The sequence below is a fragment of the Amaricoccus tamworthensis genome, from assembly GCF_049800875.1.
Classification (GTDB): domain Bacteria; phylum Pseudomonadota; class Alphaproteobacteria; order Rhodobacterales; family Rhodobacteraceae; genus Amaricoccus; species Amaricoccus tamworthensis.
In genome coordinates this window covers 702,359-726,861 of record NZ_JBNAFV010000001.1, presented here as the reverse complement: position 1 = coordinate 726,861, position 24,503 = coordinate 702,359, and the positions used below count along the sequence as shown (strand labels likewise).

At 60.5% G+C, this 24,503-nt stretch carries 25 protein-coding genes; 11 read left to right on the top strand and 14 right to left on the bottom strand.

All coding sequences use genetic code 11. From position 1 onward, the window contains the following. Positions 1–85: 85 nt before the first annotated feature. On the bottom strand, positions 86–964 hold the full coding sequence (locus ACP15P_RS03490; protein WP_424927105.1) for an SMP-30/gluconolactonase/LRE family protein: 879 nt from the start codon (positions 962–964) through the stop codon (positions 86–88). 174 nt (positions 965–1,138) lie between these two features. On the opposite strand from ACP15P_RS03490, the gene ACP15P_RS03485 reads away from it, so the two are divergent. Both ACP15P_RS03485 and glpD read left to right on the top strand, forming a co-directional pair. Continuing rightward, entirely contained in the window at positions 1,139–2,431 is a 1,293-nt protein-coding gene (locus tag ACP15P_RS03485) for an AGE family epimerase/isomerase (RefSeq protein WP_424927104.1), read from the top strand. Positions 2,432–2,594: 163 nt separating this feature from the next. Next, positions 2,595–4,157, top strand: a complete 1,563-nt coding sequence (glpD, locus tag ACP15P_RS03480; protein WP_424927103.1) for a glycerol-3-phosphate dehydrogenase — start codon at positions 2,595–2,597, stop codon at positions 4,155–4,157. Positions 4,158–4,283: 126 nt separating this feature from the next. On the opposite strand, the gene rpsD is transcribed toward glpD, so the two are convergent. The 4 genes from rpsD to ACP15P_RS03460 all read right to left on the bottom strand — a co-directional run bounded on the left by rpsD (position 4,284) and on the right by ACP15P_RS03460 (position 7,107). Continuing rightward, the gene (gene rpsD / locus ACP15P_RS03475; protein ID WP_424927102.1) at positions 4,284–4,904 is read right to left on the bottom strand and encodes a 30S ribosomal protein S4; all 621 of its coding nucleotides are present in this window, start codon (positions 4,902–4,904) and stop codon (positions 4,284–4,286) included. Positions 4,905–5,104: 200 nt separating this feature from the next. Then, a complete protein-coding gene (locus ACP15P_RS03470; RefSeq protein WP_424927101.1) occupies positions 5,105–5,677 on the bottom strand; it encodes a hypothetical protein in 573 nt (190 codons plus the stop codon). Next, complete coding sequence (locus ACP15P_RS03465) at positions 5,674–5,925, bottom strand: hypothetical protein (RefSeq protein WP_424927100.1); 252 nt, start codon at positions 5,923–5,925, stop codon at positions 5,674–5,676. The genes ACP15P_RS03470 and ACP15P_RS03465 overlap by 4 nt, the downstream gene beginning before the upstream one ends. Before the next feature lie 18 nt (positions 5,926–5,943). After that, positions 5,944–7,107 (bottom strand): Na/Pi symporter, encoded by a 1,164-nt coding sequence (locus ACP15P_RS03460; protein ID WP_424927099.1) that lies wholly within the window; start codon positions 7,105–7,107, stop codon positions 5,944–5,946. Positions 7,108–7,303: 196 nt separating this feature from the next. Here ACP15P_RS03460 and efp point away from each other — a divergent pair, with 196 nt between their 5' ends. Then, positions 7,304–7,867 (top strand): elongation factor P, encoded by a 564-nt coding sequence (efp, locus tag ACP15P_RS03455; RefSeq protein ID WP_424927098.1) that lies wholly within the window; start codon positions 7,304–7,306, stop codon positions 7,865–7,867. A gap of 17 nt (positions 7,868–7,884) precedes the next feature. Beyond that, positions 7,885–8,079, top strand: a complete 195-nt coding sequence (locus ACP15P_RS03450; protein WP_424927097.1) for a DUF3329 domain-containing protein — start codon at positions 7,885–7,887, stop codon at positions 8,077–8,079. Between the two features lie 8 nt (positions 8,080–8,087). Here ACP15P_RS03450 and ACP15P_RS03445 read toward each other — a convergent pair whose 3' ends face one another. From ACP15P_RS03445 to ACP15P_RS03435, 3 genes are all read right to left on the bottom strand, one after another. Then, positions 8,088–8,351: a DUF1467 family protein gene (locus ACP15P_RS03445; RefSeq protein ID WP_424927096.1), complete on the bottom strand. Its 264-nt coding sequence runs from the start codon at positions 8,349–8,351 to the stop codon at positions 8,088–8,090. Next, positions 8,348–8,752 carry a methylmalonyl-CoA epimerase gene (gene mce / locus ACP15P_RS03440; protein ID WP_424927095.1) on the bottom strand — a complete coding sequence of 135 codons (405 nt, stop codon included), beginning with the start codon at positions 8,750–8,752 and terminating at the stop codon, positions 8,348–8,350. The genes ACP15P_RS03445 and mce overlap by 4 nt, the downstream gene beginning before the upstream one ends. Before the next feature lie 176 nt (positions 8,753–8,928). After that, on the bottom strand, positions 8,929–10,191 hold the full coding sequence (locus ACP15P_RS03435; RefSeq protein ID WP_424927094.1) for a hypothetical protein: 1,263 nt from the start codon (positions 10,189–10,191) through the stop codon (positions 8,929–8,931). A 640-nt stretch (positions 10,192–10,831) separates the two neighbouring features. On the opposite strand from ACP15P_RS03435, the gene ACP15P_RS03430 reads away from it, so the two are divergent. From ACP15P_RS03430 to ACP15P_RS03420, 3 genes are all read left to right on the top strand, one after another. Next, the gene (locus ACP15P_RS03430; RefSeq protein WP_424927093.1) at positions 10,832–11,923 is read left to right on the top strand and encodes a TRAP transporter substrate-binding protein; all 1,092 of its coding nucleotides are present in this window, start codon (positions 10,832–10,834) and stop codon (positions 11,921–11,923) included. Positions 11,924–12,025: 102 nt separating this feature from the next. Then, positions 12,026–12,580 carry a TRAP transporter small permease subunit gene (locus ACP15P_RS03425; protein ID WP_424927092.1) on the top strand — a complete coding sequence of 185 codons (555 nt, stop codon included), beginning with the start codon at positions 12,026–12,028 and terminating at the stop codon, positions 12,578–12,580. Positions 12,581–12,591: 11 nt separating this feature from the next. Then, the gene (locus tag ACP15P_RS03420; RefSeq protein WP_424927091.1) at positions 12,592–14,223 is read left to right on the top strand and encodes a TRAP transporter large permease; all 1,632 of its coding nucleotides are present in this window, start codon (positions 12,592–12,594) and stop codon (positions 14,221–14,223) included. Positions 14,224–14,300: 77 nt separating this feature from the next. Here the strand turns inward: ACP15P_RS03420 and ACP15P_RS03415 are convergent, their stop codons facing one another. The 5 genes from ACP15P_RS03415 to fsa all read right to left on the bottom strand — a co-directional run bounded on the left by ACP15P_RS03415 (position 14,301) and on the right by fsa (position 18,484). Then, the gene (locus tag ACP15P_RS03415) at positions 14,301–15,062 is read right to left on the bottom strand and encodes an MBL fold metallo-hydrolase (protein ID WP_424927090.1); all 762 of its coding nucleotides are present in this window, start codon (positions 15,060–15,062) and stop codon (positions 14,301–14,303) included. 103 nt (positions 15,063–15,165) lie between these two features. After that, positions 15,166–16,071: a bestrophin family protein gene (locus ACP15P_RS03410; protein ID WP_424927089.1), complete on the bottom strand. Its 906-nt coding sequence runs from the start codon at positions 16,069–16,071 to the stop codon at positions 15,166–15,168. 100 nt (positions 16,072–16,171) lie between these two features. After that, positions 16,172–17,113, bottom strand: coding sequence for a tyrosine recombinase XerC (locus ACP15P_RS03405; RefSeq protein WP_424927088.1), 942 nt, complete (start codon positions 17,111–17,113; stop codon positions 16,172–16,174). Continuing rightward, positions 17,101–17,820, bottom strand: coding sequence for a DUF484 family protein (locus tag ACP15P_RS03400; RefSeq protein WP_424927087.1), 720 nt, complete (start codon positions 17,818–17,820; stop codon positions 17,101–17,103). The genes ACP15P_RS03405 and ACP15P_RS03400 overlap by 13 nt, the downstream gene beginning before the upstream one ends. Positions 17,821–17,833: 13 nt before the next feature. Next, the gene (gene fsa, locus ACP15P_RS03395; RefSeq protein WP_424927086.1) at positions 17,834–18,484 is read right to left on the bottom strand and encodes a fructose-6-phosphate aldolase; all 651 of its coding nucleotides are present in this window, start codon (positions 18,482–18,484) and stop codon (positions 17,834–17,836) included. 70 nt (positions 18,485–18,554) lie between these two features. Between fsa and ACP15P_RS03390 the strand changes: the two genes are divergently transcribed. After that, positions 18,555–20,777, top strand: coding sequence for a primosomal protein N' (locus ACP15P_RS03390; RefSeq protein WP_424927085.1), 2,223 nt, complete (start codon positions 18,555–18,557; stop codon positions 20,775–20,777). Positions 20,778–20,779: 2 nt separating this feature from the next. On the opposite strand, the gene ACP15P_RS03385 is transcribed toward ACP15P_RS03390, so the two are convergent. After that, positions 20,780–21,493 carry a helix-turn-helix transcriptional regulator gene (locus tag ACP15P_RS03385; RefSeq protein WP_424927084.1) on the bottom strand — a complete coding sequence of 238 codons (714 nt, stop codon included), beginning with the start codon at positions 21,491–21,493 and terminating at the stop codon, positions 20,780–20,782. An 89-nt stretch (positions 21,494–21,582) separates the two neighbouring features. Here ACP15P_RS03385 and ACP15P_RS03380 point away from each other — a divergent pair, with 89 nt between their 5' ends. From ACP15P_RS03380 to ACP15P_RS03370, 3 genes are all read left to right on the top strand, one after another. Further along, positions 21,583–22,341 (top strand): glutathione S-transferase family protein, encoded by a 759-nt coding sequence (locus ACP15P_RS03380; RefSeq protein WP_424927083.1) that lies wholly within the window; start codon positions 21,583–21,585, stop codon positions 22,339–22,341. A 90-nt stretch (positions 22,342–22,431) separates the two neighbouring features. Then, positions 22,432–23,529 carry a histidinol-phosphate transaminase gene (gene hisC, locus ACP15P_RS03375; protein ID WP_424927082.1) on the top strand — a complete coding sequence of 366 codons (1,098 nt, stop codon included), beginning with the start codon at positions 22,432–22,434 and terminating at the stop codon, positions 23,527–23,529. Continuing rightward, positions 23,529–24,443, top strand: a complete 915-nt coding sequence (locus ACP15P_RS03370) for a prephenate/arogenate dehydrogenase family protein (RefSeq protein ID WP_424927081.1) — start codon at positions 23,529–23,531, stop codon at positions 24,441–24,443. Before hisC ends, ACP15P_RS03370 begins: the two co-directional genes overlap by 1 nt. Positions 24,444–24,503 lie beyond the last annotated feature (60 nt).

Here is a 24,503-nt window from a genome sequence, read left to right as displayed (position 1 = left end):
GTCCGATCAGCCCGCGGCGGGGCCGGGGGCTGGTAGGTCATTGAAGAAGAGTTTGGTCATCCCGGCAATCGTGGACCACCGGATATCAATCCGCGTAAAACCCGACCTCCAGGCCCTTGACCGGTATATCCGCTACAAAAAGCCCTCCCGCAGTTGGACAGGCATCGAGCGCCTCGTCGGACATGCCGGCGCGGGCGGTGGTGATGAACAGCCGGTTCATGTTCCGGCCACCAATGGCGCAACAGGTGATATTCGGCACCGTCAGGTCTACGCGAATGTCCGGTGTTCCATCGGGCAGGTAGCGCTGCACAGCGCTGCCGCCGAACCGGGCATTCCAAAGCCCGCCTTTCGCATCGACTGTCGATCCATCCGGGCCGCCGTCTCCTTCGGAAAGCCTGGTGAAAAGGCGGGGCTCCGATGGCGTGCCGGTTTCCGTATCATAGCTGTAGGCGAAGATTTTTTTGGTCGGTGTATCGGTGAAATACATCGTTTTGCCATCGGGCGAAAACGCGAGTGAGTTCGAGATTGCAATACCCTGCAGAATTTCGCGCACGCCCTTCGGCGTTACGGACAGCATGGGCGCAATTGCCGTCGTGTCGACCTCGTCCATTCCCCCAACAAGAAAACGGCCCTGACGGTCCAGTCCTCCATCATTCAGACGGGTTTTGGGATTGTCGGGCTGGAATGGATACAGCATCTCGCGTTCGCCTGTCTCCATGTCGAGCCAGCAGACCCCGTCCACGAACGACGCAATTGCCCGTCCGGTTCGGGTGAAGCCAAAAGCCGTCAGTCCGGTCTCGAGTTCCAGGCGTTCAATCGCCCCGCCATTCTCGTCGCAGGACTGCAGCACATTGCCGAAGATATCCGGCCAGTAGACCCGCTGCCGCTCCACGCTCCATTGAATGCCTTCGCCGAGATGGTTTTTGCAGTCGACGAGAAGTTTCGCCTCGATCCGTTCGCTCATTTTGGTGTCCGCCCTGGTTGTTTTGTTTGCGGAATCTTTAGCGGTGGGGCAACCTGGGCCGCAACCGCTAAGAAGGTTGGAAGCCGCGATATCCCACGAAGTCCAACGCCGGGCTTGCGCTTGCCCGCATGCCCTGAAACAAATCGGCAAAGGCATATTTTCAGGGGCGGGCAAATGACGTCGAAGCAGGCAGCGGCCGACACTTCCAGTTGGGCAGGCAGCACGAAACCGGAATTTCTTAAGTTGGTTCCCCATCGGCTCTGGCTGCTCGGGCAGGCGGGGGACCTGTTCGGTTTTTTCCAGTACACGTCCATAAATCCCCGCGGCGGTTTTTACGATCTCGATACCGTTGGGCGTCCGCTCGCGGAAACCCAGGGACATGAGGACGTGCGGCAGCTGCACGTGACCACGCGTATGGTTCACTGTTTTGCCATTGCGCATCTATTGGGCCGGCCGGGGGCTGACCGCCTGATTGATCAGGGTATGGATTTTCTCTGGAAGGGACACCGCGACAGCGACAATGGCGGCTATGTTTGGGGCATTTCCGAGGACGGGATCAGCAACAGCACCAAGCAGGCCTACGGGCATGCTTTTGTTCTTCTGGCCGGCGCGTCGGCAAAGGTTGTCGGGCATCCCGACGCGGATCGCCTTCTGGAGGATGTCAGCACCGTACTGGATGACCGTTTTTGGGATGATGGTGTTGGAGCGACCACCGAGGAATACGCCCAGGACTGGGCGCCGATCAGCGACTATCGCGGGCAGAACTCCAACATGCACCTGACCGAGGCGTTGATGGCCGCATACGAGGCAACGGGGGATGGGGAGTACCTGAACCGCGCGGGCCGCATTGCCGACCTCATCATCAACCGCAATGCCCGGGCGGTGGACTGGCGGGTGGCTGAACATTTCGATGCGAACTGGAACGTGGATCTGCACTATGCGGGCGACCCTGTGTTCCGTCCCTCCGGCACCACGCCGGGCCACGCGCTCGAATGGAGCCGCCTTCTGATCCAGCTGTGGGAACTTGAGGGCCGAAAATCCGACTGGATGCCGGAGGCCGCGCGCAACCTGTTCCACAATGCCTGCGTTCAGGGATGGGACCCTCAAACGGGCGGATTCTACTACACGCTTGACTGGAACAATGCACCCGACCAGAGCGACCGCTTCTGGTGGCCTTGCTGCGAGGGCATTGCCGCCGCAGCCGTTTTGGGACAGGTGTTCCCGGACGAGGGGTTCGAGACCTGGTACCGGCGCATCTGGAGTTTTACCGACACCCACCTGATCGACCGAAAAAACGGCGGCTGGTTCCCGGCGCTCGATGACAACCTGCTACCGACCGAGCGTGTTTTCGTAGGAAAGCCGGACATCTACCATGCGGTGCAGGCCTGTCTGATCCCGCTCTGTCCGACCAGTGGCAGCATCACGCGTGGGCTGGCCCAGGCAGGCGATGGCCTTGTTACGGGCTAGGTTTCGGCGTTCGGTTGGTGGGCCATTGTGGCCCCTTGGGCGCCAATGCGAATAAAAACGGCAAAAATACGAACAATTACGAAAATTCGTTTGACTCAAACCCCTCCGCGATGTTCGTAGAAGCAGTGGATGGAAACGCAAAGAACAACGGGTCAACGCGCTCATGGAGAACGGAACGGTCGTCGACGTCTTTGTCATAGGCGGTGGGATCAATGGCTGCGGCATTGCCCGCGACGCTGCGGGACGCGGGCTGTCCGTAAAGCTCGCTGAGATGAACGATCTTGCGTCGGCCACGTCTTCCGCCTCGACCAAGCTTTTTCACGGTGGGCTACGGTACCTGGAGTTCTTTGAGATAGGCCTTGTGCGCAAGGCGCTTGTCGAACGCGAAACCCTGCTGCGTGCCATGCCGCATATCAGCTGGCCCATGCGTTTCGTTCTGCCCTATCACAAGGACATGCGGTTCGAGGGCGATACGCCGACCTCGAAGCTTCTCAACCTGTTTATGCCGTGGATGAAGGGGCGGCGGCCTGGCTGGCTGATCCGGTTTGGTCTGTTTCTCTATGACAACCTGGGCCGTCGCGACATTCTGCCTGGAACGTCCACAGTTGATCTGACGAAAGATCCGGTGGGCAAGCCGCTTCAGGACCGGTTTGCGAAGGCCTTTGAATACTCTGACTGCTGGGTCGAGGACTCGCGGCTTGTGGTTCTGAACGCGCGTGATGCGGAGAACCGGGGCGCGGAGATCCTGACCCGTACCAAAGTGACCAGCGCCAGGCGCGAGGGTGGCGTTTGGCAGATCACGACGCAGGACGCCTCCGGTGCGGAAACATCGCATCAGGCCCGCGCACTGGTGAACGCCGGTGGTCCGTGGGTGATGGATGTGATCGAGCATGTGGAGGACACAAGCACTTCCGCCAATATCCGGCTGGTCCGGGGCAGTCACATCGTGACGAAACGCCTGTTCGATCACGACAAGAGCTATTTCTTTCAGGGGACGGACGGGCGCATCATCTTCGCCATTCCATACGAAACCGATTTCACCCTGATCGGCACCACCGACGCGGATCATCCCGACCCTTCGGCCAAACCGGTCTGCACCGATGAGGAAGCGGAATACCTCTGCAACTTCGCCTCCGGATATTTCGAGAAACCGGTGCGGATGGAGGATGTGGTTTGGAAATACTCCGGGGTGCGCCCTCTCTACGATGATGGCGCGGCTTCGGCCACGGCGGCGACGCGGGAATACGTTCTGAAGGTCCATGACGAGGGTGGGGCGATGCCGCTGCTCAACGTATTTGGCGGCAAAATTACAACGTATCGGAAACTCGCGGAAAACTCACTCGCGAAACTCGAATCTTATTTCTCCGGCATGAAAGGCGACTGGACCGCCGGCGTTGCCCTGCCCGGTGGTGATTTTCCGGTGGATGGCGTCGCGCAGTTGATCGCTGATCTCATGGGCCGGTATCCGTTCCTCAGTGACCGCTGGGCCAAACGGCTGGTACGGGCCTACGGGACCGAAACCCGGGACATTCTGGGTGACGCGCAAACGGTTGACGATCTTGGCCCCAAATTTGAGGCCGATCTGACCGGCGCCGAAATCCGTTGGCTGATGGAGCGTGAATATGCGCGGACGGCTGAGGACGTCGTATGGCGGCGTTCACGCCTCGGCCTGCGCATGACGCCCGAAGGCATTGCCGCACTCGACGCCTGGATGAAAGCCAGCTGACCGAAACAGTCGCCAAAGCGCGAAAGCACTTTGCTTTTGCGTCTGTACTGCCGAGAATGACTGCTGAAAATAAAAAAAGCCCCCGGCGCAATGCGGGGGCTTCTTCGTAAGTCGGAACGGCGAAGATCAGTTCTTCGCGTAGAATTCCACGACCAGGTTCGGTTCCATCATGACCGGGTAGGGCACGTCGCTCAGCGCGGGGGTGCGAACCAGTTCGGCGGTCATTTTGGAGTGGTCGACATTCAGGTACTCAGGCAGGTCGCGCTCGGCGCTTGCCGTTGCTTCCATGACGATGGCCAGCTGACGGGATTTTTCCCGGACCTGAACAACGTCGCCTTCCTTCACGCGGTAGGAGGGGATGTTGACGCGCTTGCCGTTTACCAGAACGTGACCATGGTTCACGAACTGACGGGCGGCGAAAACGGTCGGTACGAATTTCGAGCGGTAAACAACCGCATCGAGACGGCGCTCAAGCAGGCCGATCAGAAGCTCGGAGGTGTCACCGCGCATACGGACGGCGTCGCCATAGATGCGGCGGAACTGTTTTTCGGTCAGGTCGCCGTAGTAGCCTTTCAGCTTCTGCTTGGCGCGCAGCTGGATACCGAAGTCGGACAGTTTGCCCTTGCGGCGCTGTCCGTGCTGGCCAGGGCCGTACTCACGGCGGTTTACGGGGCTTTTCGGGCGACCCCAGATGTTTTCGCCCATACGGCGATCAAGTTTGTATTTCGAGGACGTACGCTTGGTCACGGGTCCATTCCTTTAACAACAGTACGGTGTTTTCCTTTGCCGGGCTCATTCCCGACCGACAGGCTCCCTCTTTCGAAGGCCACAAACACCACAGAAAACCGCCGCCCTAATGGGACGGCGGAGACGCGGCTTATAGTGGGATTGTTCGGGGTGTCAATGCCCCGAGGGATCACGAGGGGCGGGTTTTCGCCTTTTTGATATCAGTCGTCCGCGACGGTGATGTCCCGCCCGTCGGCTGATACCTCGATATCCATCGGGCTGTCGCCGATTTTTCCGGCGAACTCATAGCCAATGACCTGCAGGCTGTCGGAATGGCTGGCCTCAATGAACTCCGGCACGAAGTCCGGCATTTTCGCCCCCACCGATTTCAGTACGGCCCCAGGCACATCCTTCTCAAAAAACTCGATTTCGATTTCAACCACGTTGGCGTCGGGATCAATATCAATTTCAATCCTGCGACCACTGTCGACGGTGCCCTGAATTTCGTAGACGACACTGCCATCATCCTCGGTCTCGGTATTCGCACCAGTGATTTTGACATCGCCGAGCGCCTCATAGGTGACGGAAAGATTGTCATCCATCAGGCTCTCGTCCTCCAGAGGCACCGGCGCGTCGCTGACAACCCGCAACCCGACCAGATTGGCTTTGGCCGCTTCCATCACACTTGCCGGAACATCCGTAAGCGCAACTGTTTCCTCAACGCCCGCGAAACCGGACGTGGCGGAGACGAGGAGCAGGGCAGGGACCAGACCTGTTTTCACGTACCGGTTCATTGGTTTTTCCCCCTGTCTCCGGAGAGGCCGAAAAGCTCCCCGATGTCGCTCCGGAGCAACTTCCAGAAGTCCTGAAGATTGGAGTTCTTCTTGTCGAGATCGCCCAGGTACATCTCAAGGCGGTCAATGGCTTCGTGCTGTTCGCGTTCCGACTCCGCCCGCAACTGCGCTTTCAGGCCGGCAAGCGTCTGCTCAAGGTCCTCAATCTTTTCCTCGAGGGCTTCCCTGCGGTTTTTCACTTCATCCATGTTTATGATCCTTTCGCTTCACCAGCCCATGATCTGACTGATGCCAATCAGAACCAGGGGGAGGATAAAGAATACCGTTCCAATGTAGGCCGCGACGTAGACCTTGTTCTTCACGGCCAGGTCGGCGAGCCATTCCGCGGCGCGGATGGGTATGTTCCGTGTAAAGGGCAGCCCGTAGATAAAAAGAACACCAATGACGTTGTAGCTGAGGTGCACCAACGCGATCTGCAGCGCAAAGACCGCGTTTCCCCCATCGACTGCCGTTGCCGCGAGGAGCGCCGTGATACAGGTGCCGATATTGGCGCCCAGCGTGAAGGGATAAATCTGCTTCAGACTGAACACACCGCTACCGGCCAGCGGTACGACAAGGCTGGTTGTGGTCGAGGAGGACTGAACCAGCACGGTTATTGCGGTACCGGAAAAAATCCCGGAGACCGGCCCACGCCCAACCGCCGCGTGCAAAATCGCCTTGGCGCGTCCGACCATCAGTACCTTGAGCAGTTTCCCAATATAGGTGATCACCACAAAAATCAGCGCGATCCCCAGAATGATGAAGAGAACGCCCGTCACCACGTCATTGGCGCCCATACCGTGGAACACGTCCTTCAGAAGATTGACCGGAGGTTTGACCAACGGTTTGATGAAGTTGAATCCTCCGACGGCCATTGAGTCGCCGCCAACCAGAATTCCAGCCAGGGTCTGCCCGATCTTCTCCAGGAATCCGAACATGATTTCGAGCGGGAGGAAGATGAAAATGCTGAACAGATTAAAGAAGTCATGCACCGTTGCGGCGGCGAATGCCCGGCGGAATTCCTCACCCTGACGAACGTGGCCCAGGCTGACGATGGTGTTGGTGATCGTCGTGCCCATATTGGCCCCCATCACCATTGGAATGGCAATCTCGACCGGCAGGCCACCCGCGACCAGACCCACAATGATCGAGGTCACCGTGCTTGATGACTGGATCAGAGCGGTGGCAACGGTGCCCACAATCACGCCGGTCACCGGGTTGCTGGCAAAGGCGAAGAGGTCTTTCGCCTGATCTCCGGCAGCGGCCTTGAAGCCGGTGCCGATCATGCCCACCGCAACGAGCAGCAGGTAAACGAGCCCGAGTACGACAAACCATTGCGCGCCGTTTGAGGAGGCCGTCGGGCTCTCCGGTTCGGTAACTGTATATGTCATGAAAATATCCCCGCCGATACAACGCCGATCCTCGGAACGTGGGCCGCATGCCCTGTCCTGCGGACGCGGGGAGTACGGTAACGGTCCGGTGTATCGTTCCCGTGACGGCGCCATGACAGCCGTGCGGCTTGTCAGGCTGCCCGACAGGCCGTATAGGCTGCGCAAACGGCACATCAGAGATGGATTGATTACCCCGATGGCAAAAATAAACGGCAACGAAATTCGTCCGGGCAACATTCTGGAACATGACGGCGGCCTGTGGGCGGCCGTGAAGGTCAATCACGTGAAACCCGGCAAAGGTGGCGCTTTCGCCCAGGTCGAGATGAAGAACCTGCGCAACGGCTCCAAACTCAACGAGCGGTTCCGTTCCGCGGACAAGGTCGAGAAGGTTCGTCTTGAGCAGAAGGACCAGCAGTTCCTCTATGAAAGCGACGGAATGCTCGTCTTCATGGACGCCGAGACATTCGAGCAGATCGAACTGCCCGCAGACATCCTTGGTGACCGCCGCCCGTTCCTGCAGGACGGTATGACCATCAAAATCGAATACCATGAGGACGAGGCCCTGAACGCGCAGCTTCCCGACAAGGTGACCGTAACCGTGGCCGAAACCGAACCGGCCGTGAAAGGTCAGACTGCCGCCAACAGCTTCAAACCCGCTGTTCTCGACAACGGCGTGCGCGTCATGATCCCGCCCTTCGTGTCCGAAGGTGAGGCCATCATCGTCTCCACCGAGACCATGGAATACGTGGAACGTGCCTGAAACAACGGGGGTGACCTGTGAAAATCATTGATGCGGATCACCCCGCCTACCGCCCGCTTTGGGTGCGGATTGTTATTGTCGGGTTTAGCGCCCTCTGGGCCCTGTTTGAATTCTGGCATGGCAATGCGGTCTGGGGCGCGGTTTTCCTGGGCATCGCCGCTCTGGCCACCTGGAAACTCTTCATCACCTGGCGGCCCAAAGATCCCGACTGATCCGGTCGCTACATGCGGTTGAAGAAGTCGAGATCCTCGATGGTGATGCCGCCCCACTGAATGACCGAGAAGATCACCGCCCACAAAACGGCAGCGATCCCGGTCACCCAGATCATCTTTTTCGCAATGCGGGGATTAACCGGCGCTGAGGCGGGCGTTCCCGGTACCACGTCGTTGCTTTCACCCTGCGTCCGTACTCCGATGGGCAGTGCCACGAGCAGCCCAAGAAACCAGAGCACGGAATAGAGTACGATGGCAGATGTGATGGTCATGCCTGTTCCAGTTCAATCAGGGTTCCGTTGAAGTCCGCCGGATGCAGGAACAGAACCGGTTTGCCGTGAGCGCCGATTTTCGGCTCTCCAGTGCCGAGAATGCGGGCGCCGGTTGAGACGAGATGATCCCGCGAGGCAATGATGTCATCGACCTCGTAACAGACGTGATGAATGCCGCCGTTTTTGTTTTTATCCAAAAACTTCCCGATCGGGGAGTTCTCACCAAGCGGGTACAGCAGTTCGATTTTGGTGTTCGGCAGTTCAATGAACACCACCGTTACCCCGTGATCCGGTTCATCCTGTGGTGCGCCGACATTTGCGCCAAGCATTGAACTGTAGGACTGCATGGCAGCCTCGAGATCGGGGACTGCGATGGCAACATGGTTTAGACGGCCGATCATGTTTGCTGTTCCATATCTGCTGCGTTTCAGCGGCTATATGTCCGTTTGGTGACGGAGGCAACTTTACACATGCCGAACCGGGTCAATTCACCTTCACAAAAAAGCGGCCCGCAAAGGGGCCGCAGGAAAGTGCCGGGGAGTCGGTCGTGAACCCCCGGCAGGCGTTAAACCTTGTGTTATTCGGCGTTCGCCGACCGGACGAGGGCCTGAAGCCGGGCCGCATCCACGGCCGCAGCCGCCACGTCCTGGGATCTGCCCGACAGCCACAGTTCCAGCGTGCCCTGGGAGGGACGCGCCTCAAGATGGGTGAAATCCCGCGAGACGGCGGATGGATCAACCTGACCCGTCAGCGCACCAATCAGCGAATTCGCCACCGCGCCGTCCGCTTCGTGGAAAAACCGCGCATTGGTCGTGTCGATGGTGAAAGACGTCTCGATGGGCCCAATCGCGTCGTATCCCGCCTCGGTCAGCGATGCGACCAGCGCCTCGCCGTCGATGCTGGAGCCGCCATCGGGGATGTGAACCCTGATTTTTGTGCCGGAGGGTGGGGCAGGGATTGCGGTCGTTGTCGGCGTCACCTCGGCAGGTGCGGCCGCGGCTTCGATGACCTCCTGATCCGGCAGGGGCTGCGGCGCCGGAACGGCAAGGGACAGGGGCTCCGTCCTGGGAAGAAGCGGTTTCGGCTGCACATCCGGCGTGAGCGAGGTCATCGCCGCATCGAATGGCGTTGTTGAGCCCGTGGCATCGGAGAACACAACCGGTGTCGTCTCAAGCGCAGCCACCAGAACCGGTTCGGTCGTCGCTTCCGTGACCGCCGGTTCCTCTGACGACAGCGCCGCCGTCACCGGATCACCGGTAATCCCGGAGGTTCCCGTGTCGGCAATCCAGAGTGCTGCCGCAATACCCGCCGTGGCACCGGTCGCGAACATCATCCAGAAACCGGCCGGAGAGACCTGAAGGCGGGTCGGCCGTGGTCCGGACAGTTCCGCCTGGGCAGGGGCCGCTTTGGCCGATTTCGGGAACACTGCCCCGAATTTTGCCAGCGGAAACGGGCCCGGCATCGGGATGGAGATCTTCCGGGTGGTCTGTTTGCGGGTCGTGGCCGGTTCCTTCTCGGCGGCTTCCGCCATTGCCTTTGCCACCATAGCGGCGCGTTCGATCACTGCATTGGCATCGTCCGAACCGCCGCGGATCCTGCTCGACACGTGCAGCCGCTCATGCGGTGGTGTCTTGCGGGTGATCCGTGCTTTGGCTTCCTCAACAACGGGATTGGGTGCCACGTCCTGGGGGACATCTTTGGCGTGTTCCTGACTTCTGCGCGCCTCAATCGCTGCCAGACGCCTTTTCCTGGCGTCCGCCACACGGACTTCCCACGCTACCGGATCCATTAACTGCTCGACCGACCGTTCCGACAGCCGTGCTGCTGGTTGTTTGTTCACTGTACCTGCCTCCGCACCGTCATGCGATGCTGTTTATAAGCGCCAGATTTTTCTGACTTGCATCGATAGTGGCACAATCTTCATGTAAATCTACCTCGCTGTTGCGTTTCCGGCGTCGACAACCGCGAATCGGCGGAAAATCGCCTATCGAGGCTTTTCGCCGACTCCCGGCGATATCAGTAGGTTGGCGGTTTTCGGGGCGCATTCGCCCTCCGAATTCAACGCTCGCTTGCAGTTCTCGCGCGCAGACGTTGCGTTAGGGTTAATTCCGAATGTTGCATCCGCGCGAGTGGAGGTATTTCGCGTGTGTTTGCAATGCCTTAACATTCCCGCGCTTCACATTGTCCAAAAGCCTGTCAAAAAACTGTTCAAGTGTTTGTGTTTTCGGATACTTTCGATATTAATCCGCGAAATTCGGAAAGTGGCTTGGGAGGGCCCGGATCTTAGATGTGTTTTGAGCGCCGTGCCGTGGCCGTCTCCGCTGTTTTTTCCCGACAGGATTATCTCAACGACCGGTTCGCCGGTTTATGGACGGGTGGCCTGACCGCCCGCAAAGGCGGGTGTGTCTCTTGACCCGCCCGACGAACCTGACCGGCGCATGCCGGTCGAACTGCTGACGTTATTCATGGGAGGTTTAATCTTGGATCGTCGCTCTTTTCTGAAAAATTCCACCTTGGGCGCTGGTGCCGCAGGTGCGGCAACACTGGCGGCCCCTGCCATCGCGCAGGACAAACAGGTCGTGAAGATGGTCACCACCTGGCCGAAGAACTTCCCCGGTCTGGGAACCGGTGCGCAGCGCGTCGCCGACCGCATCACGGCCGTGTCGGGTGGCCGGATCGAGGTGCAGCTTTTCGCCGCCGGCGAACTCGTTCCCGCTTTTGAAAGCTTTGATGCCGTATCCTCGGGCGCAGCCGAGATGTATCACGGTGCCGAGTACTACTGGCAGGGCAAGCACAAGGGCTACAACTTCTTCACCGCCGTGCCGCTTGGTTTCACCGCGCAGGAACTCCAGGCCTGGATGCATTTCGGTGGCGGTCAGGAACTGTGGGACGAGCTTGGCGCCGACTTCAACGTAAAAGGCTTCCTCGCAGGCAACACCGGTGTTCAGATGGGCGGCTGGTTCCGCGATCCGATCACGTCGCTCGACGACATGAAGGGCCTCAAGATGCGTATGCCGGGTCTCGGCGGCGAGGTTCTGCGTCAGCTCGGCGCCAATGCCATCGCGCTTCCCGGTGGTGAGATTTTCCCCGCCCTTCAGGCCGGCACGATCGACGCGACCGAGTGGGTTGGCCCCTACAACGACATGGCTTTCGGTTTCCAGAAGATTCTTAAAAACTACATGTATCCGGGCTTCCACGAGCCTGGCTCCGGTCTCGCCGTGGGCATGAACCGCGGCTGGTGGGAAGGTCTGTCAGAGGCCGACCAGGCCCTGATCCATGCCTGCTGTACCGCGGAAAACGATGTCATGATGGCCGAGTTCAACGCGCGCTCCGGCTCCAGCCTCGACACGCTTCTGAGCGACCATGGTGTTTCGCTTCACGAGTTCCCCGAGGACGTCTGGAACGAGATTGCCAACCTGTCCGAACAGGTGGTGGCGGATGTGGGTGCTGAGGACGACATCGGCAAGCGCATCTATGAGAGCTACGCGTCGTTCCGTAAATCGGTGGCCGGTTGGACGAAAATCTCTGATCAAAGCTACACGGACGCTCGGGCAAGGGCGCTGAGCCTCTAGGAGACAATCTCCATACATCCGGACGGTGCGGTTCTTTTGCCGCGCCGTCCACTTGTTTTCTCATGCACCCCACGGGGGGGCGGCAGTTACAGGGTAAAGAACATGCATGAGGTCTACCGGTACATAGATGCCATCAATGAGGGCATAGGCCGCGTGGTTGCGTGGTTTACCCTCCTGATGGTCGTGGTCCAGTTCATCGTCGTGGTGATGCGGTATGTCTATTCCGCACCTGATTTTCTCGGGATTTCATCCCTTTGGTGGCAGGAGTTCATCGTGTACCTTCACGGTACGCTCATCATGCTCGGTGCCGGTTACACGTTCCTTCACAACGGTCACGTGCGGGTCGACATCTTCTATTCCGACGCATCCGAGACAGTGAAAAACTGGACGGACCTTCTCGGCTCGTTGCTGTTTCTTCTGCCGGTCTGCTACATTATCTGGTGGTCGGCGCAGCCCAACGTGGCGATGTCCTGGAAAAACCTCGAAGGCTCCACTGAGGCGTCGGGCATTCCGTACAAATATGTCCTGAAATCCACCGTGATGGTGGCCGCGGTTCTGCTCGCGCTTCAGGGTATCTCAACCGCGCTGAAATGCGCACTCAGGCTGCGGGGGGAGTGGGTCGATGACCCGTACCGTGGCGAAGAGAGCCTGGACTAGGGGCGCGGCACATGGAATTTATCACCAACTATCTCGACCTCATCATGTTCGCGGCAGCGGTTGTTCTGCTGCTGCGCGGATTTCCGGTCGCTTTCACCCTGGCGGCGGTGGGTCTCATCTTTGCGCTTCTGGGAGCGTGGCTTCACGTCGGCTATTTCGCTTCCGGCGATCTCGGCTTCCTCAAACCGTTCTACAACCGCATCTTCGGCCTCATGGACGAGACCAACGAAGTTCTCGTCGCGGTCCCGCTGTTCATTTTTATGGGCGTCATGCTCGAACGCAGTCAGGTCGCCGGCGAACTGCTGGAAACCATGGGGCGTCTGTTTGGCACCCTGCCTGGCGGGTTGGGTTTTGCGGTGACCTTTGTGGGAATGCTTCTCGCCGCCTCAACCGGCATTGTCGGAGCGACGGTTGTGACAATGGGAATGATATCTCTGCCCTCCATGCTGCGCTACGGCTACTCGAAAAGCCTGGCCTGCGGGTCCATTGCCGCGTCGGGGACCCTGGGCCAAATTATTCCGCCGTCGATTGTGCTCGTCATTCTGGGCGATACAATCTCCAATGAATACATTGAGGCCCGCCGCAATGCCGGCGATTGGGCGCCGGATCCGGTGTCCGTGGGAGACATTTTTGCCGGTGCAATGCTGCCCGGCCTGGTGCTGGTTGGCCTTTACTTCATTTATCAGATTGGCATGGCGATCTTCGCGCCCGCGACGTCTCCGGCCATGGAAACAGCCGAGGAGGACCGGGTCAGCGCCTGGCAGATCGTACGCGTTCTTGTGCCGCCCATCACCCTGATTATCGCTGTTCTGGGCTCCATCCTTGCGGGCATCGCCACACCCACCGAGGCCGCAGCGGTCGGCGCAATTGGTGCCCTTCTTCTCGCTGGCGAGCGGTTTAAGGAGGAAAACCCCTGGCCACAGCTCGCCGCGTTTGTGGGTGTTGTGGGTGCTTTGGCATGTACCACGATGTTCGATCTCCGTACGACCCGCGACGTGATCGAGCCTCGTGATCAGATCGGCATGTATATTGCCGGCGCGTTCTGTCTGCTTATCGCCTGGGGCGTGATTTCCAGCATTCTGCGCGCCATGTCGAAACGTGACCCCGACACGAACCGCGAGGTTCTGGTCGATGTCATGCAGTCCACCACCAAGGTGACCTGTATGGTTTTCGTCATCCTCATCGGTGCGCAGCTCTTCAACCTGACCTTCCGCGGTCTCGGTGGTGAGGAAACCGTTCACAACATGCTGGACGCGCTGCCTGGCGGCCCATGGGGTGCAATGGTTGCGGTCATGCTGGTGATGTTTGTGCTTGGCTTCTTCCTCGACTTTCTCGAAATCGTCTTCGTGGTCGTGCCGATCATGGCCCCGGTCCTGTTCAGCTACAACACACCTGACGGTGCCGTGCTGTTCCATCCGGTCTGGGTAGCCGTGATGATCGGGATAAACCTGCAAACCTCGTTCCTGACGCCTCCGTTCGGGTTTGCCCTCTTCTATCTGCGCGGTGTGGCTCCGCCGGAAGTGCGAACGATCGACATCTACAAGGGCGTTATTCCCTTCGTCATCATCCAGCTGATCATGCTTGGTATCCTCGCGGCCTTCCCGGCAATGGCGACCTGGCTGCCCGGTGTCGTGTTCGGTTAGACGCCGACCGACCTGAACAAAAGAAAAGGCCCACCGGACTGGCGGGCCTTTTTTTGGTGCTGCGGGACCGGTCGGGATCAGCCGTACCAGTTCCCCATTTTGACTTCAGACACCTCACCCACCAGACCGGCAAATTCCGCCGGGTCCTGGGTGCCGCCATCCCGGCCATGATAATGATACGGATAGACATAGGTCGGCTGAAACTCGAGCACCGCTGAGGCCGCTGCGGTCGCATCCATGGTGAAGGGCAGGTTCATGCAAACGAACGCAAGGTCGATATTCTCCAACGCGCGCATTTCCGGAATGTCCTCGGTATCGCCCGAAATGTAGACGCGGAATCCGTTGAAATCGAGCACATAGCCGTTGTCCCGACCCGGCGGATGGAACTGCATTCGGTCCTCCGTGGTGTTATGCGCCGGGATGGCCGATATGCCCAGATCGCCCCAGGAAGCGTTTTCACCATTGCCAATCGCCGTGGTCTTCTCCTGCAACTCCGGCGGCATCATGTCATGCACGGCCGGGTTGGAGATGATCCGCGTGTTTTCTCCGGCGAGCGCCGTCAGGGTGTCGACATTGTAGTGGTCACCATGCTCGTGAGTAATCAGGATCAGCTCCGGCGCGGGCAGGTCGGCATAGGCCGAGGCCTCGCCAACCGGATCGACATGAATGGTCCCGAGCGGCGTTTCCATGACGAATGACGCATGTTCAATCGGATGGATCGTGATGTCACCCGCATCGCTGCTGAACGTGTCGGCCGCCTGCGCCATGTAGGGCAGGAAGGTCACGCCTCCGACCGTTGCTGCGGATGTGGCGAGAAACCTGCGTCTCGACTGGATCATGTTTGTGGTCCTTCCTGTTGCGATGGTCGTGAGACACGACACTCCATCCCCTGAGCCGCAACATCAAAGGGTTTTGCTTCACAGTTGGGTGAGACACCGGTAATCAGGTCAGAATATGATAGCGCACTTCCAGCGGCGGCGGCGGCGTCCGGCCCAGCTGTTCCGCCAGGCTGATATCCACCGACCGGCACAGCGCATCGAGCGGCAGACCGTTCTTTGACGCACTGAACGGATGTTCAAGTTCGTCCGTCACAGCCGCCAGACCAAAAAACACGTAGCCCGCAATCCCCTCAAAGGCCGGTGCCAGTATCCCGGCCGAATCCAGTAAACCCATCGGCAGCAGCATGCAGTAGAGCAGGGCCGTCTGCCAAACGAGCAGCGAGTAAACGAACGGCATCGGCGTGTTGGAAATGCCCTCATTGCTGGTCCGCGACAGTTCCAGATCGCTCATCCGTTGCGTGAAGGTCAACTGGCCATAACCCGACAGCCGGCCCTCACGGGCGTAATCCGCGAGGCGTGTGCCAATCTCCTGCAGTGCGGCGCTGGCCGGATTGTTGGAATGCTGAAACCGGTCGAGCGTTTCATCGTCGACATACTGAAGCGCGGGCTGCGCGGCCTTGCTGTCCTTGCGCAGACCCGCCCGGTGCAGGTGGATGAACGCACCGGTCAGGCAAAGAATTTCCTTTCGGTCCTCGTCGTTGAGGTAAATCCGGCTGTCATGGCCCATGGCCCTGATGCACCCGGTCAGTTGCCCCCACTGCATCCGCCCCTGCCACCAGCGGTCATAGGCCGCCACGTTGCGAAACCCCAGGAAGAGCGACAGGGCAACCCCAAGCGCCAGGAAGGGCTGCATCGTGGTGTGCGGCATCTCGAAAAGGTAGCGGTCCGCCAGCATGATGACGACTGTCAGACCCACCAGAAACAGGATATGTTTGTAAATCCGCGGGATCACCGAGCCCTGAAGCACCAGAAAAAGTCTCAGGACATTCGGGTATTCGCGAACGATCATTGGGTACCAGGGGCGTTGCTGGAGGTCACGGCTGGTCGCGGGGAAAACCACATTTTTCGGGCGGTTTCAATCGGATGATTCCGCCCCGGACCCGCCACGCTCAGCCCGCAGCCTTGGGATGGGCCGCGGCATAGGCCTCCATCAGCCGCACCTGATCAACGCCGGTATAGACCTGCGTTGTGGACAGCGACGCATGTCCCAGCAGTTCCTGGATCGTGCGCAAATCGCCACCGGCCTCCAATAGATGCGTCGCGAATGAATGCCGCAGCGCATGCGGTGTCGCGGTCTCCGGCAGGCCAAGCTGCATACGCGCGGTCTGCATCGCCTTCTGGATCGGGCGCGGGGTCAGCGCACCGCCGCGAACGCCGAGGAACAGCGGTGCCTCCGGTCCGGGTTTATGGGGGCAGAGGTCGCGATAGTGCTCCACGGCCTCCGAGGCCACGGTCAGCACGGGCACGACCCGTTCCTTGCCGCCCTTACCGGAAATCCGCACCGATCCGGCAAGCGGCGCATCCTTCTGTTTCAGGCTCAAGGCCTCTGAAATGCGCAGACCGCAGCCATAGAGCAGCGTCACCACCGCCAAGTCCCGTGCCGCCACCCAGGGCGTCAGGTTCTGCATCTCCACGGTTTCCAGCAGGCGCTTTGCGGCATCCGGTGCAACCGGGCGGGGCAGGCGGTCTTTCGACTTCGGACCCCGCGTGGCCGTTACCGCCGCAGCCTCAATGCCCTTGGTTTCCGCCAGCCAGGCGTGGAAGTTCTTTACGGCCGACAGCGCACGGGACACCGACCGGGCCGCAAGTCCGCGTTTACGCTCGCTGGCAAGCCAGGCGCGCATGTCCTGAATGGAAACCTTCGCAAGTGTTGCCGATCCGGCCGGGCCGCCCCAGTGCCGGTTGAGAAAACCAAGGTAGCTTAGGACGTCGCTCTCGTAAGCCTCAAGGGTTCGGCGGCTCAACCCCCGAACCCCCTCAAGCTGTTCCAGCCATTCCCGCATCAGGGCAACCGCCCCTTCGGATGGCCGGGTTTCGCTCACGCCAGCCATCTCCGCAGGGCGCGCTCGAATATGCCGGTGAAGAAAACCAGAAGATCAGTCCCCTGATCCGCATGGAACCGGTCCGGCTCCTCGGCTCCGACGGCAAGCAGACCGGGACGTTTGCCGGGGCCGAGGTCCAGCATCATCACCGCCTCCGACCTCACGGTCGGCGCGTATTCCCCGTAGAGATCAGGCGAGGCCTGGGCGAGCTGGCGCAACGTGATCTTCCGCGCCCCCATGCCCCGGCCCTGGGTCACGTAAGCCGTCGCCCCGCCATCGGGCAGGGCGATAACCACGTTCCGCGACGGGCCTTCCGGACCAAGACCGCTGCCGGCCTCCGCACCTGGAGCCTCAAGGCCCAGCCGCACCACGTCCACCGCCAGTGTTGTAGCGAGGTCGTGGGTCATCACATCAAGAAAGGACGCGAAGCTTTCCGGCTCCAGAACAGAAAGACAGGCCCGGTGGATCTGATTTGTGCCGGCCACGTTCTCATAGGCCGCGGCAAGCACCTCGCGATGCGTGTCCTCGAGCTTGTCGAGACGTTCCTCCAGCCGTTCCACCAGCACCGCGCGCAGGTCAACGACATTGCGCCCCGCGGTGCTGCGGTCCGCCTGAAGCAGCGCGCGCATCAGATCGGCATCCCGCAGGATCAGTTCCGGGTTCTCCAGAATAAGATCCTTGAGGTTCTGTTCCGCCGTTTTGTCAATCACGTCCATATGTTGATCCGATCTAGATTTTTTGTCCGGTGGCTTCCCAATCCTTCAGGAAGCCCTCAAGCCCCTTGTCCGTCAGCACATGCGAGGAAAGCGAACGCAGAACACCCGGCGGGCAGGTCGCGACATCGGCACCGGCCAGCGCACATTCGCTGACGTGGTTTGCCGTACGGATCGAGGCCGCAAGGATTTCGGTCTCAAACATGTAGTTGTCATAGATCTGCCGGATGTCCTGGATCAGCTGCATTCCATCGAGGTTGAGGTCATCCATCCGACCAATGAAAGGTGAAATAAACGTTGCACCCGCCTTCGCCGCAAGCAGGGCCTGGTTGGCGGAGAAGCACAGCGTCACGTTGACCATCTTGCCCTGGTCCGAGAAGGTCCGGCAGGCCTTCAGCCCGTCCCAGGTCAGGGGCACCTTGATCGCAATGTTGTCCGCAAGCTCGGACAGTTTTGTGCCTTCCGCGATCATCGAGTCGTAGTCGAGCGACACGACCTCGGCACTGACCGGGCCTTCGACCTCGTCGCAGATTTCCCGTACCACCTCGGCAAAATCGCGGCCTGATTTCTTGATCAGGCTTGGATTCGTGGTTACGCCATCAAGCAGACCAAGTGCGTTAAGTTCGCGAATGTCGTTGACTTCCGCCGTATCGACAAAGAATTTCATGACCGTTGTACTCCCGGGATAATTGTCCACCCTTGTGGTTCGTCGCGATACTATCCCAAGGTCTGGTGTAATGGAACAGCTCAATCTCATTCCCGACGAACCCTGCACAAGGGATTTTTCACCCGGCGACACGGTCAGTGTTCTGACCGCCGAGGGCCTTGACCGAATGCTCGACTACCGCGCGCCGGAGGGCGGCGTGGATCTCGGTGCGTTCGTCGAGGCGCCGCTGGGTCCGCGCCGTGTAATGGGCTGTGTCTGGGGGCCGGGTACGGGCGAGTTCCCGGTTGAAAAACTGCGCGCCATTTCCCGTGTTCTCGAGCTTGAGCCAATGCGGGCCGAGATGCGGTCCTTCCTTGAGCGGGCTGCCGATTACACCATCACGCCGCTGACCGCGATGCTGCGTCTTGCCACGCGGGTTCCGGCGCTTGCCGCCCCGCCATCCGCCCGCCCGGTTTTGCGCCTGACCGACGTGCAGCCCGACCGCATGACGGACGCACGATCGCGGGTTCTGGCGGTGTTCGAGGAATACGGCAATCTGGGCTTCGCGCCGGGTGAGCTTGCGCATCTGGCCGGAACATCCTCGAGCGTTATCAGGGGGCTCGAGACCCAGGGTGTGATCGTCCGCGAGGATGCGCCACGGGATGCGCCATATCCGGTTCTGGACCCGGCGGTCGGCACCAAAGAACTGTCTAAAGGTCAGCGCGAGGCGGCGGACATCCTGCGCGCCCGCGTCGCGTCCGGCGAGTATTCCACTACGCTTCTCAAGGGCGTAACCGGTTCCGGTAAGACCGAGGTTTACCTGGAGGCCGTGGCCGAAGCGCTCGAACAGGGCCGTCAGGCGCTGGTGCTGCTGCCCGAAATTGCCCTCTCCGTGGAGTTCCTCGACCGGGTCGAAGCCCGCTTCGGCGCGCGCCCGGCGGAGTGGCATTCCGGCGTCACCCAGACCGCCCGCCGCCGCGCCTGGCACGCGGTTGCCTCGGGCGATGCGAGGCTGGTTGTCGGCGCTCGCTCGGCCCTGTTTTTGCCCTACAAAAACCTTGGCCTTATCATCGTCGATGAGGAACATGACGGCTCCTACAAGCAGGAGGACGGCGCGCGCTATCATGCCCGCGACATGGCAGTTCTGCGGGCCTCCATCGAGAAGGCCACGGTGGTGCTTGCCTCCGCCACACCGGCGCTCGAGACCTGGGCCAATGCCGAGGCCGGCAAGTACAACCGCCTGGTTTTGCCGGAGCGCTACGGTGTTGCGGAACTGCCCAACATGGAGGCCATCGACCTGCGGCTTGATCAGCCCGAACCTGGCCGCTGGATCTCCGGTGCCCTGGAGACTGCCGTCAACGCCCGGGTCGGATCGGGGGAGCAGTCGCTCCTGTTCCTCAACCGCCGTGGCTATGCGCCCCTGACCATCTGCCGCGCCTGTGGCCACCAGGTCGGGTGCCCGAATTGTGACGCGCGGATGGTCGAACACCGCTTCCGCAAGCGTCTCGTCTGTCACCAGTGCGGCACGACCGAACCCATCCCTACGGTCTGTCCCTCCTGCAAAACCGAAGGCAAGATGAACGCCATCGGGCCGGGCGTTGAGCGCATCGCGGAAGAGGCCGAAACCCTTTGGCCTGACGCCCGCATCGCCATCCTGTCATCGGATCTGGCCGAGAGCCACCAGGCGCTGAAGGCCCGTATCGACCTGATCGCGCAGGGCGAAGCGGATATCATCATTGGCACGCAGCTGGTGGCCAAGGGGCACAACTTCCCCCTGCTGACGCTCGTCGGCGTGATTGACGCCGATCTGGGCCTGCAGGGCGGAGATTTGCGCGCCGCGGAAAAGACCTTTCAACTCGTGCGCCAGGTCGCGGGTCGGGCCGGGCGGCACGAACACCCGGGCCAGGCCCTGATCCAGACGCACCAGCCCGAACACCCCGCCATCCAGGCCATTCTGTCAGGCGATGATGAGGGCTTCTGGCGGGCGGAAGCCGAGATGCGGCGGATGGTGGGAATGCCGCCCTATGGCCGTCTCGCCGGTGTGATCCTGACCGGGCCGGACGAGCCGCGCACCTGGGAGGTCGCCCGCGAACTTGCCCGAAACGGAGGCATTCTGCACGAGGTCGGCGCGGATCTGTTTGGTCCCGCTCCGGCCCCCGTGGCCCGCGTGCGTGGACGCCACCGGGTGCGGTTTCTGGTGAAGGCGGCGAAGGGCGTTGTGCTGCAACCCGCGCTGCGCAAATGGGTCGCGTCGGTGAAATACCCGGCCAATGTCCGCATCACACTCGATATCGACCCGCAGAGTTTTTACTGACCTCACCACGACCCGCCGCTCATGCAGGCCGCGTTGGCGGCGGCCTGTAGCGCGAAATATTCCCTGAGCAGCCCGGCCCGTTTGGGACGGAAGCTTTCGTCCGACAGGATCATCGCCTCGATACGATCAAGCCGGAACGCCCTGAAATCATTGCGCATCTGGCACCAGGCGATCAGCATCAGGGTCTGGTCCATGAAGATGATCGCCAACGGCTGCACCCGCCGTTCCGTGGCCGCGTTGACCGCGTCGCAATATCGTATGTCGATGGCCCGTTCCTCCCGCGTGGCAAGACGCAGGGCGGAGACGTCAATGCGGATCTCCGGGCGCACGTGGAAGCGTTTGGCATAGAGAACCGAATGTTCCAGCCGGTCCCGCAACCGCTCCGGCAGCACCGCCTGGAGTTTCGACAGGGCATTGTTCGCGGCATCGGCGAGCACCGGATCGGCCACCTCAATGACCTCGCGCAGCCCCAGAACCAGCGCCTCCATCTCGTCCTGGCTGAACATCATGGGCGGCAGAGCGGGGTCCTCGACCAGCGTGTAGCCAAACCCGGCCTCACCATCGATACGCGCGCCCGCACTGCGCAGGCTGTCAATGTCGCGGTAGATCGAGCGCACGGAGACCTGCATCTCCTCCGCGATTGCCGAGGCCTGAACCGGCGGGCGGCGGGAGCGCAGGTACTGCATGATCTGGATGAGGCGGGCGCTGCGGGACATGGTTTTGTTTCGCTCAATCCTGCTGACACAAACTGTCAGGAAAAGGGTGGCACATGGAGACATGTCCCAACAACAGGAAAGTCGGAAAAATGCTCAAACTCCTCACCTTTGCCCCGGCCTTTGGCGAACCCAGTGCCAGTGGATTTTGTACCAAAGCCATGTGCCTACTGGAAATGGCCGGCCTCGACTGGGAGCCGGACATCTGTTTCAATCCGGCGGAGATGCCAAAACAGAAACTGCCGGTCCTGCGGGATGGCGACCACTTCATTCCTGACAGCGAACAGATCGCAGACTACCTCGCCGCCACCTATGGCGCCGACTTGTGGTGGGGTGTGAACTCCGAGCGTAAAGCCGTGGGTCAGGCTGTGGTTCGCATGGTGGAAGAAAACCTCTACTTCGCCGTCATGCACGACCGCTGGGCCGATGACCGCAACTGGGAGGTGATCCTCGGGCTGTTCTTCGGTGGGGTCCCGGAGCCCATGCGCGACACCGTCAGCAATGAGGCGCGGGCCGGTGCCATTGCAACGCTGGTTGGGCAGGGCCTGGGGCGTCATACGGAACGCGAGCGGTTTGAGCGGGTGCGCAAAGACCTGGAGAGCATCCGGACCATTCTTGGCGACCGGGAGTTTTTGCTTGGCGACGCCCCGGTCTATGCCGACGCCTGCGTTGTCCCGATGCTGCGCGGTGCGGCGGCAACGCCCCATGAGACCATGCTGAGCGCCTGGATCAAAAAGGATGCGGCCCTGATGGCTTATATGGAGCGCGGCGCCAAGGCATTGTATCCACGCAATAAAACGGGCCTGGTGGAATATATGGACGACGCCGGGCCGGTACCCGCCGTCGCCTGAACAGGGTCGTTTGCCCTGATGGTCCGTGCAGGGTTTCCAATGTGACGGACGAAATATAAAAGGGGCGGGTCTAACTGTTTGGAACCCAAAATGACCCGCCCTCTGACCCAGATCGAGCCGCAACCCGGAATCATGGAAATCACCCCCTACAAGGGTGGTGATGCGAAGCTGGACGGTCACGAGCATGTCCTGAAGCTCAGTTCCAACGAAAACCCGTTCGGACCGAGCCAGAAGGCCGTGGAGGCCGTGCAGCGGTCCGCGCCGACGCTGAACCTCTATCCCAGCACCGACCACAGGGACCTGCGGGAGGCGATTGCGCGGGTGTTTACGGTGGACGCGAACCGGGTGATCTGCGGGGCCGGATCGGACGAGATTCTGCACCTTCTGTGCCAGACCTATGCCGGGCCGGGGGACGAGATCGTCTATACCGAGCACGGGTTTTCCATGTACCGCATTCTCGGCCTGGCCGCCGGGGCGACGCCGGTAAAAGTGCCAGAAAACAACAGGATGGTCGACGTGGATGCGATCCTCGCGGGCTGTAATGAACGCACGCGGATCGTATTCGTGACCAACCCGGGCAACCCTACCGGCACCAAAATCCGTGACACGGAACTCGACCGCCTGGCGCAGAACATTCCGCCCAAAGCACTGCTGGTTCTGGACGGGGCCTACGCGGAATTTGTGCCGGGATTCAATGGCTGCGCGGAACTGGTCGATGCGCGGGAAAATGTGGTGATGACGCGGACCATGTCGAAGATCTTCGGGCTTGGTGGCATGCGGGTCGGTTGGGGCTATGGGCCGGAGCATGTGATTGGTGCGCTCAACCGCGTGCGGGGGCCGTTCAACCTGTCGACACCGGCGCTGGTGGCAGCCGCTGCGGCGATCCAGGACGTTGATTATACAAGCTTTTGTCAGACGGAGAACATCCGCAACCGCGAGTGGCTGCGGGTGGAACTGGCCAAGCATGGAGTCCAGAGTGATCCCTCGCACGCGAATTTCATCCTGGCGCGGTTTCGGGATGCGGAGGAGGCGAAAGGCTGTGACGCGTATCTGCGCCGGAACGGGATCATCGTGCGGCAGGTGGGGGGATATGGCATCCCGGAGGGGTTGCGTATTACCATCGGTGACAGTTCGGCCTGCGAGAAAGTCGCTGAAACCATTGGAGAATTTTTGAAGGTGCATTCCTGATGGCGTTCAAGCGGATTGCCCTGATCGGCCTTGGGCTGATTGCGTCCTCAATCAGTCATGCGGTGCGCAGGGCGGGGATGGAGACCGAGGTGACGGGGTATGCCCGTACTGAAAAAAGCCGGGAGGAGGCGCGACGGCTGGGGCTTGGGACCATCTTCGACACGCCGCAGGAAGCTGTGCAAGGTGCTGATCTTGTTGTACTTTGTGTGCCCGTGGGGGCGATGGCGGCGGTGATGGAGGCGATTGCGGGGGATTTGGAGCCGGGCGCGATTGTGACCGATGTGGGGTCGGTCAAGGGCGCGGTGATGGAGGCTGTCAGCCCCTATATACCTGAAAACGTTCACTTTGTTCCGGGTCACCCGCTGGCGGGGACGGAGCATTCGGGGCCGGCATCGGGGTTTGCGTCGCTGTTTGACAACCGCTGGTGGCTGTTGACGCCGGATGAGGGTGTTGACCGGCAAGCTGTTGAAAAGGTGAAGGATTTTCTCACTGAAATTGGCGCGAATGTGGATGAGATGGAGGTGTCGCACCATGATCTGGTGCTGGCGGTGACCTCGCATATTCCGCATTTGATTGCCTACACGATGGTGGGCGTGGCAGATGACCTGGGCCGCGTGACGCAGAGCGAGGTTGTAAACTATTCCGCAGCGGGGTTCCGGGATTTCACGCGTATTGCGGCCTCGGACCCGACCATGTGGCGGGACGTGTTTTTGTCAAATAAAACAGCGACTTTGGACATTCTGGGGCGCTTCACCGAGGAGCTGTTCGCGCTTCAGAGGGCCATTCGGACGGGCGACGGGGAGCATCTTTTTGACTACTTCACCCGCACCCGTGCGATCCGCCGTGGCATTGTCCAGGCCGGTCAGGACACGGATGCGCCCGACTTTGGACGTGGTCTGACGCACCAAAAATAGTGTCCATTTGGGTGTCGAAGTGGCACAGATTGACAGAAAAGTGGCACAGATTGTGAGTCA